Genomic DNA, 16,082 nt, shown 5'->3' with positions numbered 1-16,082 from the left:
GGCTAGGCGGTGGTGCTGGGGAGCAGGTGGAGGCGAAGGTGGGCCGCGATGGTGACCGGGTCGTCGTGCTCGATCAAGGCCTCGTCGAAGCGCTCGAAGCCCCATTCGTTGATGGTCTCAAGCGCCCCGTCGGGAAACAGGCCGTTCGCGCGGGCCACCCGGTCGAACGCCTCGCGCGGCATCGGGTCCGGGGATGCGGCGACCGCGGCGAGCAGGCCGGCATGGGCCGGATCGAGCCCGGCCGGGCCCGTGTCCGCCGGTGCCGGCGCGGGCGCTTCCGGGGCGACGCCACCCGGCGGCGAAACCGGGCCCGCACCTGACCCGGGCGCCGAGTCCTCGACGAAGATGTCCGAGAGCAGGCTTGCGACCGCCTGCGTCTCGCGGCGAACGCGCTCCAGCCGCGATGCGTCGATGACGACGCGCCCGGAAGCGCGGTCGCCGACGTCCCCGCGCGGTTGGCTCCCGTCGGCGCCCCGCGGCTCCGCCGACGCGGCCGACCCGAGCGGCCCGCGATGCAGGGCGGCGTAGATCCCGTCGGCCGGCAGCGCGAGGAACGCGTGCAACCGTTCGAGGAACCGCACCTCCGCGGGTTTGGCTTGACCGCCGGCCATGACGGCCGCGAGCGCCGCCCGCGCGCAGGCCTGGCGCTCGGACAGGGGGCGGCCCGCCAACCGCCTCAGGATCCCCTGCGGCTTCGGCGGGTTGCGGTGGATCGACAGGGCGTAGGCGGTCAGGCGGGATTTCTCGGCAAGGCTGAGGGTATCGGTGCCCCGGATCGCGGCGAGCATCCCGTCGGCGGCGCCCTGGGACACCGCGCCGTCCGACGCCGCGGCGAGGCATGCGGCCTCGATGACGCCGCGCAGCGCCAGGTACTCGGGGCGTGTCGCGTCGACCGGTGCCCCGGCGGCCCCCTTGAACAGGACGACCGCCGCATCGGCGTCCGAGGCCGAGGCGCCGGCGCGAGGTTCCGGCCCGTAGCGGCGGTCCGGTTCGATGCCGATGCCGACCCGGTCGAGCGCTTGGCAGAGCTGCGTCACGCCGGCCTGCGGCACGCGGCCTTCCTCCGGCAGCGGGATCTCCATCACCTCAAGCAGCCGGCGCAGGGACGTGGCCGGCATGGCCGCTCCGGCGGCGAACAGGGCCTCGCAGCGCTCGCCGACGGCCGTCCACGCGTCGCCTGCGCAGGCCAGGTCCGGCGGCAGGAGCAGGGCCGCCTGCACGCTCCCGCGGGCGTCCGGGCGCCTGCCGACGAAGCGGCTGAACGCATCGAGCTCGTCGGTGCAGGCCTCGACGAGCTCGCGGAGCTTCCTCACGGGGGCGGAGACGGCAGCGATATCGGGCAGGGACCCCGGCGCCTTGAGGTCCACCTGGAACGTCGAACTGGCGGCTCGATAGGACGCCTTGATCCGCGCCTTCGGCGCGCCGACCTTGAGTCCCTTCGGGTATTTGGCCGGGAACCGGAGGCGCCAGAGCGCCGCGAACTCGTCCGGGCATCGCGTCACCGGCGTGCGGAAGCCGCGGTCGGGCAGGCCCGCCAGCCAGAGGAGGGCGTCGTCCGCGTCGAGGGGCTGGCCGTCGGCCAGCTTCCGGCCGAGATGGACCCTGACGGCGAGCGGCAGTTCGTAGCTGTAGAAATTCGGGTCGAGGTTCAGCTCGGGACGCCGCTCCTCCGCCGCGGGCACCAACAGCCGGGCGGCCTCGACGAAGCTCCGCGCATAGGCCTGGAACGAGCTGTTCGCCCCGTAGATCGCGCGCAGGCGCTCGACCTCCGCGACCAGCACGGGCGCGTCGGCCGCGACCCCTTCCTTGAACAGCCGGTATTCCAGACCGTAGAAGTACAGGAAGACGAGCGCGATGCTGGCCGCGGGGTCGGAGCGCCCCCCGGCCAGCCAGTCCAGGTAGGCGCGGCGGCCCGCCGGGTTCAGCCCGTCGTACCGGCACCAGTAGGTCAGGCCGGTCGCCGAGCCCCGCCCCGCCTTCGCCACGGGAAGCGCGGGATCGATCAGGCAGTTCTCCCTGCGCCACGGATCCGACCCGAGCTTCTCGCCGACGTAGATCAGCCCTCCCGTCACCGTCAGGCCCTGGATCTCGACCGGTTCGCCGGGAGGGACCCAGCGCGCCGACCGGCCCCGCTTGCCGCGCCCCTCCGGCGAGGGTTGCGGCACGGGCGCGGGATCGTCGGGTAGGGGCGTGACCGTGAAGGCAGGCTCGACGTGCGCCTCGGAGGCAACCGCCTCGGGGGGCCGTCGACCGAACGTGTCTCGCGGTCCCTCGGGCGGGGCGGGCAGGGGGGTCGCGGGGATGGCGAGGTCAGGCGGGTCAGGCGGAGCATGGATCGTGGACGGCGCGGGGTCGACCGGCGCGCTCGCGGCTTCCGTGGTCGCGCCCGCGCCCGTCGCGCGGTCGCCCGAACGGCGTCCGAGGCTCATCCAGCCGACCAGGAGGACCGTCGCGCCCGTGACGAGGGCCGGCCAGCCCACCTGGACGAACTGCATCGCGGCGGCCGCCAGCGCCACGGCCGATCCGAGCAACAGAAGGCCTTCCCGGGCTCGGCCGGCCCCCGGTTCGCGCCCTGCCATGGACCGCGCCTCACCGCTCGCCACGGCCACCCCTGCGCCCAGCAGGGTCGGCGCGCCAATCCCGTGCCCGAGCCCGGCCCTCGGCAGGGCTGCACCGGCGCTGCGCCACGGGTCCGACAGGCCGGGACGGCGCGCTGGCAAGGTTCGCCGCCGCGGCGAGCCGCGACACGGTATCCGCGTCGAGATGGTGGCCGGGCGCCGTCGCCATCCGGCGCAGGTAGTCGGCCAGCCTCGGGCCGACGGCCTGCCCGGGTTCGAGGAGGATGCGCAGCGCCCGGAGCGCCGTGCCGCGCGGGTTCGGGTCTTCCTCCAGGTTGATGTCGACCGTGCCGTGACCCAGCCAGGCCGCGAACCGCGGGCCGTGGTGAACCCGGTGGCAGCCGCACAGGTACAGCACGGCGTCCCGGTCGAAGAAGGTCGTGTGGACGAGGTCGGCCAGGCGCGTCGCGCGGACGTGGCCGGTGCGCACCGCCCAGGTGGAGGGGAGGGCCCAGACGTCGTAGGAGTGCCGGCGGCCGGCGATCCGGTACCCGCCGAAACGGTTGCGCACGGCGCGGCCGTCGCGCAGCAGCTCCGCCAGGCGCCCCGGCGCGGTGTCCACGACGAGGTCCACGTCCGACCCGAACGCGTCGGCCCCGCCCCAGGCGATGTCGCGCGGCATGCCCCCGAAGATGGCGACCTCGCCGGCCTGGCCCAGGTGGCCGATCAGGTCCGCGATCTCGTCGCCGCCACGGGCCTCGTCCGCGAGGAAGGCCCGCATCCGCCGGCCCAGCTCGGCCCCGTCCCGGGCGCGCCGGCCCGGGTCAGCCATGGTGCCGCCCCAGGTCGTCGCGCAGCGATACCGCGAAGGTATCGGTCATGCCCGAGATCATGTCGGTGATGAGTTGCAACTCCCGGTAGCGCATCGGCATCCGGTTGCCCGGAGCCTCGGCGACCCGCCGGTAGTTCTCCGAGATCCGGGAGTAGACGTAGGCCGGCAGGGCCTCGCGATCCGACCTCAGGTCGTCCGGGTCCTTGCGCTCGACCACGGCCGTCCAGAACATGTCCATGAGCTCGTGGAGCGTGCGGTGGCCGGCGAGCTCGACCTCAAGGACGCTGCGGTGGCGGTAGACGTGGAACTTCGCGAAGCGCTTGAGCGAGGTCCACAGCACGACGGCGTCCGAGGCCGCCATCAACTCCCTGTCGAACGCGCGGGCCATGATGGCGTCCCGGTTGGCGACGAAGGCCCCGACGGCCGCCCGGACCATCGTCCCGATGGCGTCGACGCGGAACATCTGCATCGAGATGTCGTCGAGTTCCCCGGGCGAGAGTCCCTCGTCGCGGAAGTCGGCATGGTAGCGCTCCGCCCGCTCGCAGACCCCGAGGGTGACCTCGTCGTCGCAGGCATCGTGGCGCAGCCACGCCGTCAGCACGTTGAAGTTGATCAGGTTCTTCTTGGCGGCGTCCTCGACGTCCACGACCGAGTAGGCGATGTCGTCGCAAGCCTCCATCACGAAGGTCAGCGGATGCCGCACGCCCTGGCGCAGCCCGGTCTCCGCCCAGACCTCCGCGGCGATGCCGGCCTCGGACTGGAAGAAGTTGAACTTCTTCCGGGCATGGGACGACTTGTCGACCGCGTCCGAGGGCACGGGGTACTTCATCAGGGCCGCCAGGAAGGCGTAGGTCATGTTGAGCCCGAAATCGTCGTTCAGGATCTGCAGCCGGGTCAGCAAGCGGAACGCCTGCGCGTTGCCCTCGAACGCCAGGAAGTCCCGGCGCATCGGCTCGGTCAGGCCCGGCGCGTCGAAGATCGCGAAGGAGCCCGGCTCCTCCGAACGGGGTGTCGCGTGACGCTTCATCCAGGTCTGGATCGCGGTCTCGCCCTGGTGCCCGAAAGGCGGGTTGCCGAGGTCGTGGGCGAGCCCGATGGCCTCCAGCAGGGCCGGCACGTTGCGCAGGGGCTCGACCGACGCCGGGAAGCCGAGCGCCTCGCCGTGGACGAAGGCCAGGGTGGTCCCCATGCTCCGCGCCATGTTCGCCACCTCGTGGCTGTGGGTCAGCCGCGTGCGGACGCTGTCGTTGCGCTCCAGCGGGAAGACCTGCGTCTTGTCCTGGAGGCGCCGCACCGGGGTGGAGAACAGGATGCGGTCGTGATCGCGTTCGTGCTGGGTCCGATCCTCGCCCAGCCTCGGTTCGTGCGCCTTCCCGCCGGGCCTCGGCTTGCGACGCCGGGAATTCAGAAGGGCCGTCCAGTCGAGTTGCTCGCCCATCCTCGGTCCTGTCCCCGCGGCGACGCCGGCTCCGCCGCCTCCCACAACCGCATGACGCATGGTCTACGTTCCGGCTCTCCCGCCCGTCACGTCCGATTCCGGCCGTTGTCCACGGATTCGTTTCCGCATGGTGCCGGCCCGCGTCGCAAGAGGGTAGGGCACCCGGACCGGAAAGGGAACATTGCGGGAACGATGGCGGCGGCGCTGAGGGGCGGCCGGGCAGGCATGCGGCCTCGCACGGATGCCGTCGGCAGCGGTCCCGTACGCCTGACGCGGGCGCCGGCGGCCTCCTCTATGCCCGCCGGATCGCGGGAAGGGCGACGCGTCAGCTTGGCTGAACGGCCCGGCCCCCGTGTCGGTACGGATCAAGCCGGTCGAGAAGTGGCAGGCCTTCCGCCCGGTGGTTGGCGTCGCGGATCGGTGCGCCGTAGGGTCGACGGTGTCATGAAGAACGCTTCGACCGCTGCCTATCCCGACCGGTCCGACATCCTTGCTCGGAAAGCGGAAGGGCGCCGCGAGCTCGCCGCCCTGACCTTCGGCGAGAAGATCGCTCGGATGGAGGCCCTGCGCGACCGCCTCGCGCCGATCCGCGCCGCGCGCGAAGCTCGCTTGAGGCGCGCCTCCCTACGTTCCTGACCCGCCGTCGTTCCGTCCCCGGGTTGGGGACGGCGAGGTCCGGATCCCGCGCCGGCGGCCACGAAGCTGACCCGCTCCGCGCGAACGACGCCCTGCCTCGGCGGCTGCCTCTGCCGCCGCGCGGGCGCCTGCGCGCTCGCCCGGCTCAACCGATCCGCCCGAGCGCGGGGAAGGCCTCCAGGATGAGGGCGGCCACGGCGGTCATGCGGTCGGTGATCATCAGCAGACCCATCGCCACCATGACGCCGCCGCCGACCACCTGAAGGGCACGGCCGAACCAGCGCAGGGTCCGAAGGCGCGCGACGAAGCCGGACAGGAACAGGGCCGCGGCCACGAACGGCACGCCGAGGCCGAGCGAGTAGACGGTGAGCAGGGCGACGCCCTTGCCCGAGGCCGAGGAGGCCGTGACCGCCAGGATGGCGCCGAGGACGGGACCGATGCAGGGGGTCCATCCGAAGGCGAAGGCCGTTCCGAGGAGATAGGCGGCGACCGGCCCTCGCCCCGGCGGATCGCCGTGCCAGCGCAGCTCGCGCTGCAGCCAGGCGGGCCGCAGCAGACCGGCCGTGAACAGGCCGAACAGGATCACGAGGAGGCCCGAGGCGAGGTTCAGCGCCTCGCGATGGGCGAGCAGGGCGAAGCCGAGCGCGCTCGCCCCCGCGCCGAACGCGACGAAGACGGTCGTGAACCCGAGCACGAAGCAGAGGCTCAGGCCGAGCGTGCGCAGGCTGTCGCGCCCGCCGGCAGCCGACTGGCCCGCGACGTAGGACACGTAGCCCGGGACGAGGGGCAGCACGCAGGGCGACAGGAACGACACGGCGCCGGCCGCGAAGGCCGCCACGAAGCCCACGCTTGAGGCGTCGATGGCCATGGTCTCAGGCCCGGCGCAGGGATGAAGGCAGGCTCGTCACTCCCGCCCGTCCCCCGCCGCGGCGAAGGTCTTGCGGGGGCGCTGGCGCTCCGCCTCGGTCCCGCCGGGCCCCGGCGGCTTGCGTGCCGCCGCACCCCGGACCGGCTCGCGCTGTCCGGCAAGGGCAACCGGGCCCGAGGCCGGCATCGCGACCTCGCGCGGCCCTGCGGCCAGGGCCTCGGGGCGGCTCACCTCGCCGAGCCCGTTTCCCATCGCCATCATGGTCTCGCGGAAAGCCCGGTGCTGGCCACCGTCCTCGTACACCAGCCGGACGGCCGGCGTCCCGCTCGCCACGAGGGCGGCGACCTGCCGCTCGTCGTCCGCCTGCTTCCGCGCGACCGCGCCGGCCGTGGCCTCGTCGCCGCCGGCATCGAACACGTAGCGACCGCCCGCGGCGCCGACGACCGGCTCGGCCCACGTCACCTCGAAGCGGTCGGACCCCTCCTTGAGGTTCCTCCAGAACGCGACGTTCGGATCCTGCCGATGCCGGGCCAGGTTCTCCGGGGTCATGCGGAACGGATAGGATTGGAACTGGACGGCACGCTGCCCGCCCGCGAAGGCCTCGCGCACCACGGCATAGAGCTCCGAGATCGCCTCGTCCGTCATCGCGAAGCAGCCCCGCGACGAGCAGGAGCCGTGCACCATCAGGTGCGCGCCCGTGCGTCCCAGGGAGCGGTCGTACTCGTTCGGGTACCCGAGGTCGAACGAGAGATAGAGGCTCGAATTCGGGTTCAGGGACGCGGGCGTGACCGCGTAGAAGCCCTCCGGCGCCTGCCGGTCCCCCTCCCGGGTCTTGGGCCCGAGCTGGCCCGACCAGCGGCACATCGGATAGGTCTTCAGGAGGGCGTACCTGCCGTCCGCGCCGCGCTTCCAGAGCTCGATCTCGGATTCCTTCTTGTAGGCCCGCATCAGGATCGGGTCGGCCGCCGAGACCCCCTTGGTCGACATCAGGGCCAGGGTCGCGGGCGGGATCGGCGCGAGGTGGCGCGTCGAGGCCGCGTACTGGCCGTCCTGGCAGGCGGACAGCGCCAGGAGGAGGGCCAGACCGAGCGTCGTCGTCTTCAGCATGTCGGCCTCGCTGGGGTGGGCGCACGAGCCTGGGCCCGAAGGGTTGATGCCAGGTTGTCGTGGCCGTGGTTCGGCGGAATCGGGCCCCTCATGGGACTGGTTCCCCGGCACCGGGATGGCTCCGTCGCGCGGAAAGGCCTTCGAGGAGCAGCAGGACGACGCCGGCGGAAATCCAGGTGTCGGCCAGGTTGAAGGTGAACCAGCGAATGCCGCCGGTGTGCAGGTCGAGGAAGTCGGTGACGGCGCCGTCGATGAGCCGGTCGAGGAAGTTTCCAGCCGCCCCGCCGGCGATCGCGGCGAGCCCGAGACGTTCGAGCGTGCCCGTCGTAGCCAGCGCCCAGGCAATGACGAGGCAGGTGAGCGTACCCTGGAGGGCGAGGAGCAGCGCGAGGGAGGACGGATCGTGCGCCGCGAACAGGCTGAAGCTGATGCCCCGGTTGAACGACAGGCTCAGGTCGACGAAGGGCACGAAGCCCCGGGGCACGCCCTCGGTCAGCCACGCCTCGGCCACCGCCTTCGCGCCGAGGTCGATGGCCGTGGAGGCGAGGATGACCACGGCCACGGTCGCCATGCGGCCGGCCCAGCCTGACGAAGAGCTCATCAGGCCCTCAGAAGACGCAGCGCGTTGGCCGTCACCAGGACGGTCGCGCCGGTGTCGGCCAGGATGGCGGGCCAGAGGCCGGTGATGCCGGCGATGGTCGTCACCAGGAACACCGCCTTCAGGCCGAGCGCGATGGCGACGTTCTGGCGGATGTTGCCCAGGGTCGCCCGGGACAGCGAGACCAGCGCGGCCACGTCGCCGACGCGGTCGTTCAGCACCGCCGCGTCCGCCGTCTCCAGGGCCGCGTCGGTGCCGCCGCCCATCGCGATGCCGACGCTGGCGGCGGCCAAGGCCGGGGCGTCGTTGATGCCGTCGCCGACCATGGCGACCGGGCCCCTCTCCTTCAGGGCCGCGATCTCGGCGAGCTTGTCCTGGGGCAGGAGCTCGGCCTTCACGTCGAGGCCGAGCTCGGACGCGACCGCCCCGCCCGTGCGGCGGTTGTCGCCGGTCAGCATCACGCTGTGCACGCCGAGCTTCCGCAGGGCCGCGATGCCGGCGGCCGCGTCGGCGCGGGGCTCGTCCCGGACCGCGATGGCGCCCAGGGCCTCGGCGCCGCGGACGACGATGACCACCGTCTTGCCGCCGGCCTCCAGCTCCGCGACGGCGCGGTCCGCCTCGGGGCCGAGCCGCGCGCTCTCGGCGGCGTGGCGCGGGGAGGCGACGAGCACCGTCTGGCCCATCACCGTGGCCTGCACCGCCCTGCCGGGGATGGCGCGGGCGTCCCGCGTCGGCCGCAGCGGCACCCCGTCCGTGTTCGCCCGGTCGAGGATGGCCCGGGCGATGGGGTGGCTGCTTCCGCTCTCGACCGCGGCGGCCAACCCGAGAAGCGACCGCTCCGACGCGTCCGGGGCGAGGGCCAGGATGTCGGTGACCCGCGGCCGCCCCGCCGTCAGCGTCCCGGTCTTGTCGAACGCGACCGTGCGCACCCGCCCGATGACCTCCAGCGCGGCGCCCCCCTTCACGAGCAGCCCGCGCCGCGCTCCGGCGGCCAGCCCGGACGCGATGGCGGCCGGGGTCGAGAGCACCAGCGCGCAGGGGCAGGCGATCAGGAGGAGCGCCAGGCCCCGATAGACCCAGGTGCCCCAGTCGGCGCCGAGCAGCAGCGGCGGCACGATTGCGACCGCGGCGGCGAACGCGAAGGCGATGGGCGTGTAGACCGCGCTGAACCGGTCGATGAAGCGCGCCGTGGGCGACTTCGAGGCCTGCGCCTCCTCGACGAGGTGCAGGATGCGGGCGACCGTGTTGTCGGCCGCCGTCTTGGTGACCCGGACCTGCAGCGCGCCGTCGGCGTTGACGCTGCCCGCGAAGACCGGGTCGCCGACCTCCTTGGGCTTCGGGACCGACTCGCCGGTGATGGGGGACTCGTCGAGGCTCGACGCGCCGTCGGTGATCACGCCGTCGGCGGGCACGCGGTCGCCCGGCCTCACGACGACGACCTGCCCGATGGCCAGCGACGCCGCGGGCACCTCGCGGATGGCGCCGTCGGGCCCGTCGACGAGGCGGGCGGTCTTCGGCACCAGGGCGGCGAGCGCCTTGATCCCGGCGCGCGCCCGGCCCGCCGCCACGACCTCCAGCATCTCGCCGACCGTGAAGAGCAGCACGACGATGGCGGCCTCCTCGGCGGCGTGGATGGCGAGCGCCCCCGCGGTCGCGACCGACATCAGCATCTCGATGGAGAAGGGCGTGCCGGCGAACGCCGCCAGGACCGCCCGGCGGCCGTAATAGGCGAGCCCGACGAGCGCGCCCGGCCAGTAGGCGTACTCGCCCGCCAGGCCCGGCGCGATCCGCTCGACGAGGAAGCCGGCGGCGAACAGGGCGCCGATGAGGATGCCCAGCAGCGCCTTCCGGCTCCGCCAGAGCGGCGGCTCGGGCTCTTCCGCGCTCTCGGCGGGCGGGGCGCCGCCCGAGGCTTGCGCCCTGGCCAGGTCCGCGGCCGTGGGGAGCGGCGCGACGCCGTAGCCCAGGCGCTCGATGCGCCCCTCCAAGTCGGTCCTCGGCGTCGCGGCCTCGTCGAGCGCGAGGTCGAGGATTTGGCTGCCGTAGTTCACGCGCACGTCCGCGACGCCCGGCAGCCGGGAGACGGCGGTCTCGATCTTCCCGGCGCAGGTCGGGCAGTCCATGCCCCTGACCCTGTAGCGCAGGGCCTGCGCGCCGGGGGCGGACGGGGACAGGGTGTCCGCGGGGGCGGCCTGGTTCATGCTGCGCTCCGTTCGTCCGAGCCCTGGACCGGACCGGGACGGGTGCCTACATGCACCCTGTAGTCACTGCAGGGTCAAGCCGTGAGCAAAACCGCGTCCATGACCATCGGCAGGCTCGCGGAGGCAACGCAGACCCGCGTCGAGACGGTGCGGTGGTACGAGAAGGTCGGGTTGCTGCCCCCGCCGGCGCGGTCGAGCGGGAACTACCGGCTCTACGGGCCCGAGCACCTGCGCCGGCTGAGCTTCATCCGGCGGAGCCGCACCCTCGGGTTCACGGTGGAGCAGATCCGGGACTTGTTGGCGCTCTCCGACGACCGGGAGCGCTCGTGCACCGAGGTCGACATCATCGCCCGCGCCCACCTCGCCGACGTGGAGCGCAAGCTGGCCGACCTGGCCCGGCTCGCCGCGGAACTGCGCGAGGTCATCGGCCAGTGCGGCTGCGGGTCGGTCGCGGACTGCCGCATCATCGAGGCCCTCTCGCCGATGGTCGACCCCGCCTGAGGGACGTGCGGCTGGCTCTGCAGGCGACGCAAGGGGCATCAGCTCCCGTCTCTCGAACGGCCCTTGGCCGCGAACCCGCAGCACGCCACGGCGGGGGGGAGGGGGGGGCGACCGTGGCCATCGCCCGGACGGCGGCCCTGGCGCGACGGTGAGGGCCCGCATCCTCCGCTGCCAGCACAGCCGCGCCTTGTCTCATCACCTCACCTCGCCGACGATGATGCAATGTTCCACCGCGGCGCGCATCGAGAACCCGAACACAACGATCGTCCGGACAACTCACTCAAGCCTGAGCAGTGTATGAGCGAGCACGCAATGCGAGCGTCCGGGATGCCATATAACGGCCGAACATCGATGGAAGGCGCGCACGAACGAACCGGCGCCTGGTCTTCAATTGCGGAACTTCGGGAGGACGCCGCGAACCCCGACAGCGGATAGCTGCCGCGACATGGCGTGGATGATCGACGCGGGTCCGGCCGCGCTGTGGCGAGCTTCCAGCTTCACCTCAAGGCCGCGCAGCCCCACGGCCAACTCAAGTGCTTGCAGCGACCTCGTGATCTCCTCGAACCGCGCTCTCGCGTCGGACCAGCCTTGCGCGAAGCCGAACAGCTCGCGCAGGGCCGGCGCGATCTCCTTGAAGGCTGCCAGCGCCGCGACCAGGGCGTCGAGCGAGAGGCGGCCCTGGACGAAGCCACGCCGCCGGAAGCGTCAGCAGCGAGAGCAGCACGAGGCGCAGCTGGAAGCGCAGCGTCGCCCGCGGGACGTCGCGCTCAAGGCTCCGCCGCTCCGGGCTTCCGGCGCCGCGACGGCGCTGCCGTCCGCGCAGCCAGCGCCAGCCGAGGCGGAGCGCCAGCCTTCCCGTCCAGGCCGGCGCCACGACGAGAACGAGGACCGAGACGAGCTCAATCCACCCAGGGCCGTGGGGCTGATCCAGGCCGGTGACCCGGTGGATCAGGTCGTGGACGACGGGCGCGAACAAGGGGCTCCGAGGTGGGACGCTTCAACCGAGCCGGGTCGCCCGCAGGCGCAGGGCGTTGCCGATCACGCTGACCGAAGACAGCGCCATGGCGGCGGCGGCGATGACGGGCGAGAGCAGGATGCCGAGGAACGGGTAGAGGACGCCCGCCGCCATCGGCACGCCGGCCGCGTTGTAGACGAAGGCGAAGAACAGGTTCTGGCGGATGTTGCCCATCACCGCCTTCGACAGCCGCCGCGCCCGCACGATGCCGAGGAGGTCGCCCTTGAGCAGGGTCAGCCCAGCGCTCTCGATGGCCACGTCGGTGCCGGTGCCCATGGCGATGCCGACGTCGGCGGCGGCGAGCGCGGGAGCGTCGTTGACGCCGTCGCCGGCCATCGCCACGACCTGGCCGGCCGCCTTGTGCCGCTCGACCACGGCGGCCTTCTGGTCGGGCAGCACCTCCGCCTCGACCTCCTCGATCCCGAGGCGGCGCGCCACCGCCTCTGCGGTCGTCCGATTGTCGCCGGTCAGCATCACGACCCGGATGCCCTCGGCCCGGAGCGCGGCGAGCGCCTCGGGCGTCGTGACCTTGACAGGGTCGGCGATCGCGATGACGCCGGCCACGCGCCCGTCGACGGCCGCGAAGATCGCGGTCGCCCCATCTCGCCTCAGGTCGTCCGCCTCGGCCGCGTAAGTCGACACCTCCACCCCCTGCTCGCGCAGGAAGGCGGCGTTGCCGAGCGCCACCCGGCGCCCCTCGACGGTGCCGAGCGCGCCCTTGCCGGTCGGGCTGTCAAAATCCGCCACGGGAGCCAGGCCGATCCCGCGCTCCTCGGCCGCCTTCACGATGGCGAGGGCGAGCGGGTGCTCGCTCGCCCGCTCGACGCTCGCCGAGAGGCGCAGCACGCTGGCCTCGTCGAAGCCGGTCGCCGCCGCCACCCGCGTCACCGCTGGCTTGCCCTCGGTCAGCGTGCCGGTCTTGTCGACCACCAGCGTGGTGACCTTCTCCATGCGCTCCAGCGCCTCGGCGTTCTTGACGAGCACCCCGGCCCCGGCGCCGCGGCCAACGCCGACCATGATCGACATCGGCGTGGCGAGGCCGAGCGCGCAGGGGCAGGCGATGATGAGCACTGCGACAGCCGCCAGCAGCGCGAAGGTGAAGCGCGGCTCCGGCCCGAACGCCATCCAGGCGATGAAGGCCAGCGCCGCCACGCCGATGACCGCCGGCACGAACCAGCCGGCGACCTGGTCGGCGAGACGCTGGATAGGCGCGCGAGAGCGCTGGGCCTCGGCCACCATCTGGACGATGCGGGCCAGCATGGTGTCGCGCCCGACCTTGGTCGCCTCGATGACGAGGGCGCCGGACTGATTGAGGCTGCCGCCGATGACGGAGGTGCCGACCTCCTTGGTGACGGGCATCGATTCCCCGGTCACGAGGCTCTCGTCGACGGAGCTGCGGCCCTCCACGACGGCACCGTCGACCGGCACCTTTTCGCCGGGGCGGACGCGAAGGCGGTCGCCAACGCCGATGGCGTCAAGTTGCACCTCCTCGTCCGTCCCGTCGGGCCGGATGCGGCGGGCCGTCTTCGGCGCGAGGTCGAGCAGCGCGCGGAGCGCCCCGCCCGTGCTCTCGCGGGCCCGGAGCTCCAGGACCTGCCCGAGGAGCACCAGCACCGTGATGACCGCGGCCGCCTCGAAGTAGGCCGGCACCGCCCCGCCGTGACCGCGCAGCGCCTGCGGGAAGAGTCCGGGCGCAACGGTGGCGACGACGCTGTAGGCCCAGGCCACCCCGGTGCCCATCGCGATCAGGGTGAACATGTTGAGGTTGCGGCTGCGCACCGACGCCCAGGCGCGCACGAAGAACGGCCAGCCTCCCCAGAGCACGACCGGGGTCGCGAGGACGAACTGGACCCAGTTCGAATTCTGCTGGCCGAGGAGGTCGAGCAGGCCAGTCAGGTGGCCGCCCATCTCCAGCGCGAACACCGGCAGGGTCAGCGTGAGCCCGATCCAGAACCGCCGGGTCATGTCGACGAGTTCCTCGCTCGGACCCTTGTCGGCGCCGACCAGCACCGGCTCCAAGGCCATGCCGCAGATCGGACACGCCCCTGGGCCGAGCTGCCGGATCTCGGGGTGCATCGGGCAGGTGTAGATCGTGCCCTCGGGCACCGGGTCGGCCTTCTTCGCGGCCCGGCCGGGGTCGACGTAGCGGACCGGGTCGGCCTCGAACTTGGTCCGGCAGCCGTTCGAGCAGAAGTAGTAGGGGTGCCCGTCGTGCTCGGCCCGGTGCTTCGTCGCATGCGGGTCGACCATCATCCCGCAGACCGGGTCCTTCACGCGGAAGGCGCCGTCCTCGCTCTCCGTGACGCCGGCATGGTGGCCGTGGTCGTGGCCGTGTGCGTGCCCGTGCTCGGCATGGCCGTGGCCTCCTGGGGCAGGATCGTGTCCCTGTGGCGCGTCGCTCATGACCGCTCCTTCCGCATGGCCGAGCGGGCGCCGCCGGGCCGCAAGCGACCCGACGACAGCCGGCGGCTTACTGGTTGCCTTCCGTCTTGGCGTTCTTGTCGAGCCAGGCGACGAGCTCCTTGATGCTCTTCTCCTGCTCCTCGATTGTCTTTTCGGCGAGGCGCTTGCTCTCGGCGTTGTCGGCGCCCTTCAGCCCGGCGCGGGCCATGTCGATGGCGCCTTGGTGGTGCGGGATCATCGCGCAGATCCAGGCGACGTCGGGGTCGCCCGCCATCATCCCCTGCATCATCGGGCCGTTCATCGACATCATGGCCTGCTGGAGACCCTTCTGGGTCTCGGTCATCTGGCCGCCCATGCCCTGCATGGCCTGGGACATGTGCCCCTGCATGTCCTTCATCATGGCGTCCTTGCCGGCGGTGGCCGCCTTGCAGGCCTCCGGCAGCTTCACGGCGGACTGCATCGAGCCATGGTCGTGGTCGGCCGCGAGAGCCATCCCGGCGCCCGGGAGCGCCAGGGCCGCGGCGAGAATCAGGGTACGAACAAGCATGATTGCCTTCTCTCGTTGGGGGTGAGGAGCGGCCCGGTCGGCCGCCCCGGATCCATCAGGCGGCCATCTTCCGGCAGCTCTCGGCGCAGCGGCGGCACTGCTCGACGCATTGCTGCATGTCGCCGACCTGCTCGCAGCTGCGGGCGCAGTCCTCGCAGACGTCGGCGCACTCGGCGCAGGTATGCTTGTGGTGTGCGGTCCCCAACAGCATGAAGTGCGCCGAGGTCCGGCAGATTTCGGCGCAGGCGAGCATCAGCCGGAAGTGTTCGGGCTCGACGTGCTTGCCGCCGGCCGGGAGGCAGTGGTTCGAGGCCATGCTGAGGCAGGTCTGGTAGCAGCGTAGGCACTCGTCGATGCAGGACTGCATCTCGCTCGACATCTGGTGCATTCAGGTTCTCCGTCTATCCATCGCAAGGTTTGCGGCACGACTGGAATGCTGACTCAGTATCAGATAAGTCAGACCGTCATTACCCTAATATAGAACTCACGGGATACAGATGCGTTCTGAAATAAATACTCTGAAGCATCACGTATTCGGGAGGGCCGCCTGCGCGCGGACGCGACCGCTCAGTTGGTGCCGCGCTTCCTGAGGAAGGCCTCCATCTGGGCGATCTCAACGTCCTGAGCCTTGATGATCTCCTCAGCCAGCTTCCGGATCTCGGGGTCCTTGGAATGCTGGAGGGCGACCTTGGCCATCCCGACGGCGCCCTTGTGGTGGGGAATCATGCCGCGCACGAAATCGACGTCGACGTCGTTCGAGTAGCGGATGTCCATGTTCCGGTGCATCTCGGCATCGACGTCCCGGAACGCCTTCGTGGCCGGCGTGTCCGCTTTGTCCGCGGCAGCCATGGCGGCGTGGTCGTGACCGCCATGGCTGGCATGGTCGTGGGCCTCGTGCGCTAAGGCGATGCCCGAGAGGCCGAGGGCCAGGGCTCCGGCGGCGAGGGTCGAGGTCAGGGTCTTCATCGAGGAGGCTTCCTGGTGCGAGGGGTCAGTTGAACTTGCCGCTGGCGGTCGCGCCGTCGGGACCAGTGAGTTGCACGGCCCCCTTGGGGCTTTCGCCGAGGGCGACCGCGGCCCTGCCGGACAGGCGGTTGCCGTCGGCGGGCTCCAGGGGGACGCGGGTCGGCTTGCCGCCGACGACGAGGATGGCCGTGCCCTTGAAGCCGGAGGTCGGGACCGGCTTCTGGCCCTCGTCCAACAGGAACACGTCGACGGTCTCGCCTTTGGTGACGAGCTCGACGTGGAACTTGCCCGCGTCCGCCACCCGGCCGCCGTGCTGGCCGGTGGTCTCGTGGGCGTAGGCGGCGGTCGCGGCGAGCAGGCCGGCGGCCAGGGTCACTCTCGAAAGGATCATGGGGAACTCCTCGGTTGCGGG

Annotated in this window: 14 protein-coding genes; 2 read left to right on the top strand and 12 right to left on the bottom strand. The window is 72.2% G+C overall.

Going from position 1 to position 16,082, the window contains the following annotated elements; genetic code table 11:
* Positions 1–2: 2 nt before the first annotated feature.
* The 3 genes from MET9862_RS10955 to dgt are packed head-to-tail and all read right to left on the bottom strand — an operon-like array spanning position 3 to position 4,828.
* On the bottom strand, positions 3–2,531 hold the full coding sequence (locus MET9862_RS10955; RefSeq protein WP_244612670.1) for a tellurite resistance TerB family protein: 2,529 nt from the start codon (positions 2,529–2,531) through the stop codon (positions 3–5).
* 58 nt (positions 2,532–2,589) lie between these two features.
* Positions 2,590–3,390, bottom strand: a complete 801-nt coding sequence (locus MET9862_RS30060) for a hypothetical protein (RefSeq protein ID WP_244612669.1) — start codon at positions 3,388–3,390, stop codon at positions 2,590–2,592.
* On the bottom strand, positions 3,383–4,828 hold the full coding sequence (gene dgt / locus MET9862_RS10945) for a dGTP triphosphohydrolase (protein WP_142583007.1): 1,446 nt from the start codon (positions 4,826–4,828) through the stop codon (positions 3,383–3,385). The genes MET9862_RS30060 and dgt overlap by 8 nt, the downstream gene beginning before the upstream one ends.
* A gap of 444 nt (positions 4,829–5,272) precedes the next feature.
* On the opposite strand from dgt, the gene MET9862_RS10940 reads away from it, so the two are divergent.
* A complete protein-coding gene (locus MET9862_RS10940) occupies positions 5,273–5,464 on the top strand; it encodes a hypothetical protein (protein WP_009861980.1) in 192 nt (63 codons plus the stop codon).
* 145 nt (positions 5,465–5,609) lie between these two features.
* Here MET9862_RS10940 and MET9862_RS10935 read toward each other — a convergent pair whose 3' ends face one another.
* The 4 genes from MET9862_RS10935 to MET9862_RS10920 all read right to left on the bottom strand — a co-directional run bounded on the left by MET9862_RS10935 (position 5,610) and on the right by MET9862_RS10920 (position 10,238).
* Positions 5,610–6,332: a cytochrome c biogenesis CcdA family protein gene (locus MET9862_RS10935; RefSeq protein WP_012752938.1), complete on the bottom strand. Its 723-nt coding sequence runs from the start codon at positions 6,330–6,332 to the stop codon at positions 5,610–5,612.
* A 36-nt stretch (positions 6,333–6,368) separates the two neighbouring features.
* Positions 6,369–7,439: a L,D-transpeptidase family protein gene (locus MET9862_RS10930; protein ID WP_012752939.1), complete on the bottom strand. Its 1,071-nt coding sequence runs from the start codon at positions 7,437–7,439 to the stop codon at positions 6,369–6,371.
* A gap of 88 nt (positions 7,440–7,527) precedes the next feature.
* Positions 7,528–8,040, bottom strand: a complete 513-nt coding sequence (lspA, locus tag MET9862_RS10925) for a signal peptidase II (RefSeq protein ID WP_009864915.1) — start codon at positions 8,038–8,040, stop codon at positions 7,528–7,530.
* A complete protein-coding gene (locus MET9862_RS10920) occupies positions 8,040–10,238 on the bottom strand; it encodes a heavy metal translocating P-type ATPase (protein ID WP_012752941.1) in 2,199 nt (732 codons plus the stop codon). Before MET9862_RS10920 ends, lspA begins: the two co-directional genes overlap by 1 nt.
* A 99-nt stretch (positions 10,239–10,337) precedes the next feature.
* Between MET9862_RS10920 and MET9862_RS10915 the strand changes: the two genes are divergently transcribed.
* Positions 10,338–10,739: a MerR family transcriptional regulator gene (locus tag MET9862_RS10915; protein ID WP_012752942.1), complete on the top strand. Its 402-nt coding sequence runs from the start codon at positions 10,338–10,340 to the stop codon at positions 10,737–10,739.
* A 997-nt stretch (positions 10,740–11,736) separates the two neighbouring features.
* On the opposite strand, the gene MET9862_RS10910 is transcribed toward MET9862_RS10915, so the two are convergent.
* The 5 genes from MET9862_RS10910 to MET9862_RS10890 form a co-directional block, all read right to left on the bottom strand.
* Positions 11,737–14,157 (bottom strand): heavy metal translocating P-type ATPase, encoded by a 2,421-nt coding sequence (locus tag MET9862_RS10910; RefSeq protein ID WP_012752944.1) that lies wholly within the window; start codon positions 14,155–14,157, stop codon positions 11,737–11,739.
* A gap of 67 nt (positions 14,158–14,224) precedes the next feature.
* A complete protein-coding gene (locus MET9862_RS10905) occupies positions 14,225–14,704 on the bottom strand; it encodes a DUF305 domain-containing protein (RefSeq protein WP_009865581.1) in 480 nt (159 codons plus the stop codon).
* A gap of 55 nt (positions 14,705–14,759) precedes the next feature.
* Complete coding sequence (locus tag MET9862_RS10900) at positions 14,760–15,092, bottom strand: four-helix bundle copper-binding protein (protein WP_009865580.1); 333 nt, start codon at positions 15,090–15,092, stop codon at positions 14,760–14,762.
* Positions 15,093–15,271: 179 nt separating this feature from the next.
* Positions 15,272–15,670, bottom strand: coding sequence for a CopM family metallochaperone (copM, locus tag MET9862_RS10895; RefSeq protein ID WP_012752945.1), 399 nt, complete (start codon positions 15,668–15,670; stop codon positions 15,272–15,274).
* Between the two features lie 25 nt (positions 15,671–15,695).
* Positions 15,696–16,061, bottom strand: a complete 366-nt coding sequence (locus MET9862_RS10890) for a hypothetical protein (protein ID WP_142583006.1) — start codon at positions 16,059–16,061, stop codon at positions 15,696–15,698.
* Positions 16,062–16,082: the final 21 nt, after the last annotated feature.

It is taken from the genome of Methylobacterium symbioticum, from assembly GCF_902141845.1.
GTDB lineage: Bacteria > Pseudomonadota > Alphaproteobacteria > Rhizobiales > Beijerinckiaceae > Methylobacterium > Methylobacterium symbioticum.
This window is presented reverse-complemented; position numbering and strand designations above follow the sequence as displayed.

Bases quoted from the DNA above. Each gene is read 5' to 3' on its own strand.
- MET9862_RS10915 (WP_012752942.1), top strand. From the start codon at position 10,338: ATGACCATCGGCAGGCTCGCGGAGGCAACGCAGACCCGCGTCGAGACG.
- MET9862_RS10900 (WP_009865580.1), bottom strand. From the start codon at position 15,092: ATGCACCAGATGTCGAGCGAGATGCAGTCCTGCATCGACGAGTGCCTA.
- copM (WP_012752945.1), bottom strand. From the start codon at position 15,670: ATGAAGACCCTGACCTCGACCCTCGCCGCCGGAGCCCTGGCCCTCGGC.
- MET9862_RS10940 (WP_009861980.1), top strand. From the start codon at position 5,273: ATGAAGAACGCTTCGACCGCTGCCTATCCCGACCGGTCCGACATCCTT.
- MET9862_RS10890 (WP_142583006.1), bottom strand. From the start codon at position 16,061: ATGATCCTTTCGAGAGTGACCCTGGCCGCCGGCCTGCTCGCCGCGACC.
- MET9862_RS10930 (WP_012752939.1), bottom strand. From the start codon at position 7,439: ATGCTGAAGACGACGACGCTCGGTCTGGCCCTCCTCCTGGCGCTGTCC.
- MET9862_RS10920 (WP_012752941.1), bottom strand. From the start codon at position 10,238: ATGAACCAGGCCGCCCCCGCGGACACCCTGTCCCCGTCCGCCCCCGGC.
- MET9862_RS10910 (WP_012752944.1), bottom strand. From the start codon at position 14,157: ATGAGCGACGCGCCACAGGGACACGATCCTGCCCCAGGAGGCCACGGC.
- dgt (WP_142583007.1), bottom strand. From the start codon at position 4,828: ATGGGCGAGCAACTCGACTGGACGGCCCTTCTGAATTCCCGGCGTCGC.
- MET9862_RS10905 (WP_009865581.1), bottom strand. From the start codon at position 14,704: ATGCTTGTTCGTACCCTGATTCTCGCCGCGGCCCTGGCGCTCCCGGGC.
- MET9862_RS30060 (WP_244612669.1), bottom strand. From the start codon at position 3,390: ATGGCTGACCCGGGCCGGCGCGCCCGGGACGGGGCCGAGCTGGGCCGG.
- lspA (WP_009864915.1), bottom strand. From the start codon at position 8,040: ATGAGCTCTTCGTCAGGCTGGGCCGGCCGCATGGCGACCGTGGCCGTG.
- MET9862_RS10935 (WP_012752938.1), bottom strand. From the start codon at position 6,332: ATGGCCATCGACGCCTCAAGCGTGGGCTTCGTGGCGGCCTTCGCGGCC.